Consider the following 8,751-nt stretch of genomic DNA (forward strand, 5'->3'; position numbering starts at 1 on the left):
AGACAACAAAACGCGGCCCGGCAAACCGGACCGCGCCGCACATGTTCAACTGCGCACATGCGTACTCAACGCACTAAACCGCTCAACGCGCTGCGCACCGCACAATAAACTGCGCGCGATGCGCACATGCGTTCCCACATGTGCGCATCGCGCGAGTCAGCGCTTACTTGCCGGCAGCAACATCGCCGCTATCGGCCTTGCCGGTATCGGCACCGGCATCGCCGTCGGCCTCCACATGGTCGACCGAGACGTCTGGATCATCCGGAACGATCTTGTCGGACGCCCATGCGGACAGCTCCAGATGCTCGCCGCCGGTCTGGTCGACGAGCACGGTGTCGCCGTCGTGGACCTTGCCGGCCAGCAGCATACGGGCCAGCTGGTCGCCCACCTCGGTCTGTACCAAACGGCGCAGCGGGCGGGCGCCGTAGGCCGGGTCGTAGCCGGTGTTGGCCAGCCACTCGCGGGCCGAATCGGTGACGTCCAGGCTGATGCGACGCTCGGTCAGGCGAGCGGCCACGCCCTTGACCTGAATGTCCACGATGCTGCCCAGCTCCTCGCGGGTGAGCGGGTGGAACATCACGATGTCGTCCAGACGGTTCAGGAACTCCGGCTTGAAGTTCATGTGCACCGCGTCCATCACGGCCTTCTTCTTGGCGTCCGCATCCATGTCCTCGTTCACCAGGAACTGTGAGCCGAGGTTGGAGGTCATGATGAGGATCGTGTTCTTGAAGTCCACGGTCCGGCCCTGGCCGTCGGTCAGGCGACCGTCGTCCAGCACCTGCAGCAACACGTCGAAGATCTCCGGGTTGGCCTTCTCCACCTCGTCGAACAACACCACCGAGTACGGACGACGACGCACGGCCTCGGTCAGCTGACCGCCCTGCTCGTAGCCGACGTAGCCCGGCGCGGCACCGATCAGACGAGACACGGAAGCCTTCTCCATGTACTCGGACATGTCGATGCGCACCATGGCCTTCTCGTCGTCGAACAGGAAGTCCGCGAGCGCCTTCGCCAGCTCCGTCTTGCCCACGCCCGTGGGGCCGAGGAACAGGAACGAGCCGGTCGGACGGTTCGGGTCGGAGATGCCGGCACGCGAACGACGCACCGCATCGCTCACCGCCTTGACGGCTTCCTGCTGACCGATCACGCGCTTGCCGAGGTAGTCCTCCATGTGCAGCAACTTCTCGTTCTCGCCCTGCATCAGGCGGCCGACCGGAATGCCGGTCCAATCGGACACGATCTCCGCCACGGAATCGGCATCCACGCGGTCCGGAACCATCGGCTCCGGCTTCGCGCCGCCTTCCTCCACGGACTCCGCATCCGCGGATTCTGCGGCGGCGAGCTCCTTCTGAATGGCCGGAATGTCGCCGTACAGAATCTTCGACGCCTTGGCGAGGTCGCCCTCGCGGGTGGCCTTGTCCGCCTGCACACGCAGATCGTCCAGCTTGGCACGCAGATCGCCGACCTTGTTGTGGCCAGCCTGCTCGGCATCCCACTTGGCCTTGAGCCCGCCCAGCTTCTCGCGCGTATCCGCCAGTTCGGCCTGCAGCTTGCCCAAGCGCTCCTTGGACGCAGGGTCCTCGGCCTTCTTGAGCTGCATCTCCTCCATCTCGAGACGCGTCACCTTGCGCTGCAGCTCATCGATCTCCTCGGGCTGCGAATCCAGTTCCATGCGCAGGTGCGCCGCCGCCTCGTCCACCAGATCGATGGCCTTGTCCGGCAGCTGACGGCCCGAAATGTACCGGTTCGACAGCGTCGCGGCCGCCACCAGCGCATCGTCGCCGATCGTCACCTTGTGGTGCGCCTCGTAACGCTGCTTCAGGCCGCGCAGGATCGCGATCGTGTCCTCCACGCTCGGCTCGCCCACGAACACCTGCTGGAAACGACGCTCCAGCGCCGGATCCTTCTCGATGTTCTCGCGGTACTCGTCCAGTGTGGTCGCGCCGATCAGGCGCAGCTCGCCGCGCGCCAGCATCGGCTTGAGCATGTTGCCGGCGTCCATGGAACCTTCCGCGGCGCCCGCGCCCACGATCGTGTGGATCTCGTCGATGAACGTGACGATCTGCCCGTTCGCGCTCTTGATCTCGTTGAGTACGGCCTTCAGACGCTCCTCGAACTCGCCACGGTACTTGGAGCCGGCCACCATGGAGCCCAGATCCAGCGAAATGAGCCGCTTGCCCTGCAGCGTGGTCGGCACGTCTCCGGCCACCATGCGCTGGGCCAGACCCTCCACCACGGCGGTCTTGCCCACGCCGGGCTCGCCGATCAGCACCGGGTTGTTCTTGGTGCGGCGGGACAGGATCTGGATTACGCGGCGGATCTCCGCATCGCGGCCGATCACCGGGTCCAGCTTGCCTTCCTTCGCGCGGGCGGTCAGGTCGGTGGAGTACTTCTCCAGCGCCTTATAGCTGCCCTCGGCGTCCGGGCTGGTGACCTTCGCTCCGCCGCGCACGTTCGGCACGGCCTTGCGCAGCGCGTCCGCGGTCACGCCGTTCTGCTTGAAGATGTCCGCGCTCTGGTTGGGCGCCGACGCCACGATGCCGATGAGCAGGTGCTCGGTGGACACGTATTCGTCGCCCATCGCCTGCATTTCCTTCTCCGCCTGAGCCAGCGCGGCGGTGAGCTGACGGCTCGCCTGCGGCTGGGAGGTGGTGGAGCCGGACGCGCTCGGCAGCCCGACCAACGCGTTGCGCACGGCGGCCCCGATGCGTTGCGGATCGCCGCCGGCGGCCTGGATCAGACCGCGTACCACGCCCTGCTCTTGACGCAGCAGCGCGTCGACAAGATGCAGCGTCTCCACCTGGGCGTTGCCCGCGGCGGAGGCACTCTGGATGGCGTCCCCTATGGCTTCCTGCGCCATCGTCGTGAACTTCTGTTCCATATCGTCCTCCTACGTTCGCACGCCGGAACCGACCGGAAGGCCCGCCCGCGTAAGTTGCGGGCCATACCGTTCGGCTCCGACGCAATGTCGTTGTCTGATATGGTCAACCGACCTGCCGCCCATTGTATTCCCAAAACTTGAGTCCAACACACTCAAGTTTGAGAAACGGCCGTGCGAGTGACGTCGAACCAGCGCACGGGTCTCCAGGCCGGCACACGGACCGCCGGCGCATCGCTCGGATCGCCGCGCACCCGCCGCACAACCCGCAGCGCAGCCCGCCGCACAGCCCGTCGCGCAACCCCGCCCATCACTGCAACTTGCCGAGCGGATCGCGACCGCACTGCGTCACCTGCCGCCCCTGCGCACTCTCCGGATCCTCGTCCTGCACCTTGTACGGACCCGTACGGTTCTGCGAGTCACGCTGGTAATCGGCGACGGTGTATTGCGCATCCACCAGCTGGTGGTCAATGAAGCACTGCACCACGTAGGGCGCCAGATCCACGTGCTCCGGATTGCGTACGGCGTTGAAGTACAGCGTCACGAGCTGCGAATAGCCGGAATCCGTCTCGCAACGCCGCTGCGCATCGTTCGTGGCCTGCATGTCGGCCTCCATGTTGCCGCCGTCCAGTCTGGCGAGGGCCACGCCGCCGCTCTCATCGGTCTGCACGGCCCGGTACCCGGCATCCGCATAGCACTGCTGCATGCGGCGCTTCGCCTCGTTCATCTCGTCGGCCGTAACGGTGTTGTCCGCGATGATCGAGGACAGGAAATCGTTGCCGGAACGTTTGGCGAGCGCGTCCAGATCGCTCCGATAGTTGCGGACGTCCGCATCCTGTCCATACCGCACGTCCGGAGGCAACGAACTCACCACAGCCGGCGAATCGCCGCCGCCCGCATTCGCCCCCGACCCCGACGTTCCGCCAGCGGCCCCGCACGCCGCCAGCGATGCCAGCACTGTCCACGTGCCCAGCATTGCAAGCGCTTTCCTCATGATCACACGCCTCCCGTCACTGCAGCTTGCCGAGCGGATCGCGACCGCATTCCGTCACCTGCCGCCCCTGCGTACCCTCCGGATCCTCATCCTGCACCTTGTACGGACCCGTGCGGTTCTTCGAGTCACGCTGGTAGTCGGCGACGGTGTACTGCGGCCCCACCAGTCCGTGATCGACTAGGCACTGCACCACGTACGGCGCCAGATCCACATGATCGGGATTGGCCATGGCCATCTTGTACTCGGCCCAAATACCGGAGTATCCGCTATCCCCATCGCACACCGCATTGGTTTCCTCCAAGCCGACCCTGTCCACGGCAACACTCCTGCCGTCGATTCGTTCCACCATGCCGCCTCGCAACTCGGCGTCGACCGTATACTCGTACCCGCGCTCGGCAAAGCACTGCTTGACCCGCCGGTGGAACTCATTCATCTCGTCCGCAGTGAGCACATCATCGGCAACGATCCGCCGAGCAAACTCTCCGCTCGGCGCCGTCTTCAACGTGCGTTCCGTTTCGGCGCGCCACCGGCGAATATCCACGTCGCGCGTATACGTAACGTCCTGCATCACAATCGGCTCCGGAACCGATTCATTCGTAGGTGAACCGCATGCCGCCAGCGATGCCAGCATCGCCAGCACTGCCAACGTGTCCAGTACCACAAGTGCTTTCCTCATGATCACGGCCCTCCATCCGGCGGATCTCCATCGCCTCCGCCAAGTAATTTCAGCGTATCAGCCAACGCCTGCCGCGAAACCGGCTGCATGTCGTCCGAACGGACGGATTCCGGCGGGTACGGCCCGGTATCTGAAGCGTTTTATACTGGCAGTCAGGCGCACTATGCAGGTGCTGCGCGGAGGAGGGGGACGGCATGGCACAACGGTTTGGGCGGCAACCGCAGGAGAAAGCGACGCCGCAGACGGGCCGGGAGCCCCAACAGGGTGCACCGCTGCGGCTGGGCGTGGTGGACAACGACCCGATGGCCCTGCACATGCTGGAACGCAACCTCGGCGCGTTCGGCGCCCCGATCATGCTCCTGTGGACCGCATCCGACGCCGCGGACGCACTCGACCGGTGCGCGAATGCCGCCGACCGCCCGGATCTGGTGCTCACCGACATCCAGATGCCCGGCATGGACGGCCACGAACTGGCCCGCCGACTGCACGCAGCGTTTCCGAGGATCGTTGTTGTGGGTATCACCGCCTTTGCCGCCGATCTGACGGCCGGCGGAGATGACGGCGCCGCGACCGGCCCGGCAGACGCCGCAACTCCGGCGAGCGCCGACGCGGCCCGGTCACCGTTCGCCGCCGTGCTGGACAAGATCATGCCCACGCAGGACCTGCTTGCCGAACTGGCCCGGCTCTCCGGCAATGCGGCCATGCTCGCGTGGCTTGCGGGCGCCGGCGCGGCCAGACCGCTCAGCGAACAGGAGCTGGAAGTGATGCGCCGGTACGCGGACGGCATGACCAACGAGGCCATAGCCCACCGCATGCACGTGGGCGTGACCACCGTGAAGACCTACGCCCGCCGAGCCTTCGAAAAGCTCGGCACGCATTCGCGCACGGAAGCGGTCATCGCATGCCTCAGGCGCGGTCTCATCTGACGCCGAGCCACGGACCGACGCCAAGCCATGGAGCCGGCGCCGAGCCAAGAGCATCGCAGCGCGGTTGCGCCCGGTTCCGTTCACGGGAAACGGGAAACCGACCGGACCGGATGCGGCATGCGGGTCGGGCCGACTCGTTGACCGGCCGTCACGCCGGGACCGGGGAGCCGGCCATGGGCACCGTTGCCGCAACGGTCCACACGCCGTCCTCGCATGCGGTCGTCAGGCTACCGCCCACCGTGGCGAGACTTCGGCGCAGCAGGTCGAGCCCCGTGCCGCCGCTCAAAGCGGAGGGACCTGAATCGCCGCGTACATCGCTGCACGCATGCATGCCGCCGTCACCTGCGCAATCGTTCGACGACCATACGCGCACCCGTCTCGCAGGCCCATCCGCCGTCACGGCGATCGCGCAGCATCCCGGCAGGCCGTACTTGGCGATGTTGTTGCCCGCCTCATCCACGATGCGCGCAACCATCTCGGTTCCGCGGCCGTCCAGCCCGGACAGGTCGCCGCGCACCAGCGTCTCGCAGCGGAAGCCCAGAGCGCGCAAGCGATCGGACGCCTCGCGCACATGACGTTCCACGGCAGCGGTATGGTCTGCGGAAACCTCGCGGCCGGACAAGGACGGGCCATCCTGCGCATCCGCCGCGACCGCAGCGTTGCCCGCCATGCCATCCGCGACGCCAGCCGTCAAGCCATGCGCCGAGTCGTCCGCCGCGCCACCCACCGTGGCCACGGCACCGCCAGCCTCGCCATCCGCCGCAACACAAGCCGCACCGCCCGCCGACTTGGCCGCCGCGCCATCCGTCAGGTCATCCGCCAAGCCGTCAGCCGAACCGGCCGCCGGCCCGCCCGCCGCGGTCACGGCACCGCCAGTCTCGCCACCCGCAGCAACACAAGCCGAGCCGCCCGCCGGCCGCTGCGCCACCAACCGCTTCGTCGGCTCGATCACCTCCCGGCGCAACGACTCCAACACCCGCGTAACCGCCTGCTCGGCCTGCCACGACTCCTCGCGCAGCGCCGCGAACCGCGCATCCTCCGCATGCACACCGGGGTCCGCCGCAGCGGAATCCGGCGTATCCGCACCCGCCGGAACATCGCATTCCTCCCGCATCTGCCGGCACACCAGCACCGCGTAGGCCAACGACCCCGCCACCGAACCATGCAGCTCATGCAGCAAGTCCAGCCGCTCCCGGTACTGCGCATTCTCCCGTTCCAGCAGCATCCGCCGCGCCTCGGCCCGCTCCCGCCGCCGCGTCTCCAGCCGCCACATGCGCATGCCCAGCCCCAGCATGCAGGCAACGATAAGAAACGGGAGCATGAGCATCATCGACGGGTGAAACATGGCGATCGTCAGCCGGTCGCCTTTCATCCACGACAGGCACGACAGCACCGCGATCGAAGCCAAGGCCGGCCACAGCAGCCCATGCATCGCCAGCACGATCATCGCGTACCACAGGCCCCAGATGCTCGGCACCGCCCACGAATCCTGCGGCATCATCACCTCGGAGAGAGTCACCAGCACGATCGTTACGCTCGCCGGCACCGGCAGGAGCGGCAACGCCAGCAGAGCCGCCACGTACACGACGGACACCGCCACGTCCGGCCACGTCATCAGCCCGTCAACGCGGATCCATTCGTTCAGTGCCGCCGCCAAGCAGATCGCCGCGGCGACGGCGTTCACCGCATCCATGCGCGACCACGGCCAGCTCCCCCTCATGCCGCGTGCGGCCTTCAGCATCGTCATAGGCACCCCGATTCGTCGCTGAACACTCCAATGACCCTTTTCAAGGTACGGCCGGGATGCGCCCAACATGCCGGTTGCCTGTCGTCCGAACGGTCAGGCGTGCGAGCACAGGGCCGTCAGCCGGTTGCGGAATTGCGCGACGAACCGTTCGGCGTCCACGCCCAGAGCCACGTGGGCGGTCTTGGGAACCCTGCGCAGACGCGTCGGGTCGCCGATCGTGCGGCCACGGAAGCCATGCCCGTTGCCGGTGGCGGTTTCGACCGTCATGTTGACGTCGAAGCACGTCACCAGGCTCGGGTCGAGCGCCACGGCGGCGGCGAGCGGGTCATGCAGCGGGCTGCCGGCCAGAAAGATCGGGTCGGAAGCCTCGTTTGCGTTGATGTAGAAGCCCACCATGTCCGCCAGAAACGCGCCGGCGGGCGTGCCGGTCGCCCGCCATGCGGCCGCGTCCGAACGGGTCATGAGACACTGGTGGGTCACGTCGAGGCCGACCATGGTCACGTCCGGAGCGGTGCGGAACACAAGGTTCGCAGCTTCGGGATCCTGGAAGATGTTGGTTTCGCAGATGAGGTCGTAGCAGTTGCCCTCCTGCGTGAGCGCACCGCCCATGATCACGAGCCGCAGGTTCGGCACGATGTCCGGCGCAGCCTGAATGGCCGCGGCCACGTCGGTGAGCGGACCGGTGGCGAGCACGGTCACGCCCCGCCCGTGTGTGCGCACCTCGTCGATGAGGAATCGCACGCCCTCCGGCAGCTCACCCCCGCTGCCGCTTCCGCCTTCACCGTCGCACCACTCGGACGGGCGACGCGCAAACGGCCATTCGCCGTCATTCCCGGCAATGTCATGCCGCTCGCCGCCGAGCGACAGCACGGCCGGGCGCCCGCCCATTGCGGCCATATGCTCGACGACCGTCGTCGCTTCGGCGTCCGCGGCCGCAACGCCGATCGAGTCAGCGGCGCCGGCCGTCACGGCGGAACCGCCCGACTCCGCGGCCACATCCGCAGGCGCACCCGCATACTTCGCTGGGGTCACGTTGCCCAGCCCGTTCGCCCCATGGAAGCGCGCGCATCCTTCATCCACCGCGAAGCCGTCCGCCCACAGCGGGCACACGCATCCGCGCATCACCGGCATCTCGGAGACTTCGGGCACCGCCCGGGAGAACGCATTCAGCACCGCGCGACTGTTGCGCACCGCAGTGGATGCGAGCACATTGCCGTATGTTCCCACCACGCCCGCAAGCTCGCATTCCCCGGTGCGCACCGCGTCGAGCAAATAGCACAGAGCCAGGGTATCGTCGATGCCGGTGTCCACGTCCAACACGATTCGACGCTTTGCGGTCATTGCAGATCCTTTCGTGATCGGCCGGCAAATCACCGGCGCAGCGGTTCCAGCATACAATCCGAGCACCGGCATGGCCCCGGCCCCGGATTCAATTTGTAAGTGCAACGCCCGTCTTCGGGTGGCTTGTCCTTGACAGTACCTTGCCGAGCTCGCGGTACCAAACCTCGTTGGGCGTTTCCCAGCCCAGGA

6 protein-coding genes are annotated in these 8,751 nt (G+C 66.9%); 1 reads left to right on the plus strand and 5 read right to left on the minus strand.

Annotated elements, in window-relative coordinates:
- Positions 1–163: 163 nt before the first annotated feature.
- The 3 genes from clpB to AC1AZA_RS07400 all read right to left on the minus strand — a co-directional run bounded on the left by clpB (position 164) and on the right by AC1AZA_RS07400 (position 4,548).
- Positions 164–2,881 carry an ATP-dependent chaperone ClpB gene (gene clpB / locus AC1AZA_RS07390; RefSeq protein WP_476514012.1) on the minus strand — a complete coding sequence of 906 codons (2,718 nt, stop codon included), beginning with the start codon at positions 2,879–2,881 and terminating at the stop codon, positions 164–166.
- 307 nt (positions 2,882–3,188) lie between these two features.
- On the minus strand, positions 3,189–3,872 hold the full coding sequence (locus AC1AZA_RS07395; protein ID WP_476514013.1) for a hypothetical protein: 684 nt from the start codon (positions 3,870–3,872) through the stop codon (positions 3,189–3,191).
- Positions 3,873–3,888: 16 nt separating this feature from the next.
- Complete coding sequence (locus tag AC1AZA_RS07400) at positions 3,889–4,548, minus strand: hypothetical protein (RefSeq protein ID WP_476514014.1); 660 nt, start codon at positions 4,546–4,548, stop codon at positions 3,889–3,891.
- A 194-nt stretch (positions 4,549–4,742) separates the two neighbouring features.
- On the opposite strand from AC1AZA_RS07400, the gene AC1AZA_RS07405 reads away from it, so the two are divergent.
- Entirely contained in the window at positions 4,743–5,474 is a 732-nt protein-coding gene (locus AC1AZA_RS07405; protein WP_476514015.1) for a LuxR C-terminal-related transcriptional regulator, read from the plus strand.
- Positions 5,475–5,622: 148 nt separating this feature from the next.
- On the opposite strand, the gene AC1AZA_RS07410 is transcribed toward AC1AZA_RS07405, so the two are convergent.
- Entirely contained in the window at positions 5,623–7,221 is a 1,599-nt protein-coding gene (locus AC1AZA_RS07410) for a sensor histidine kinase (protein WP_476514016.1), read from the minus strand.
- A gap of 93 nt (positions 7,222–7,314) precedes the next feature.
- A complete protein-coding gene (locus AC1AZA_RS07415; RefSeq protein ID WP_476514017.1) occupies positions 7,315–8,562 on the minus strand; it encodes a nucleoside hydrolase in 1,248 nt (415 codons plus the stop codon).
- Between the last annotated feature and the right edge of the window lie 189 nt (positions 8,563–8,751).

This window comes from Bifidobacterium sp. LH_389 (assembly GCF_056357235.1).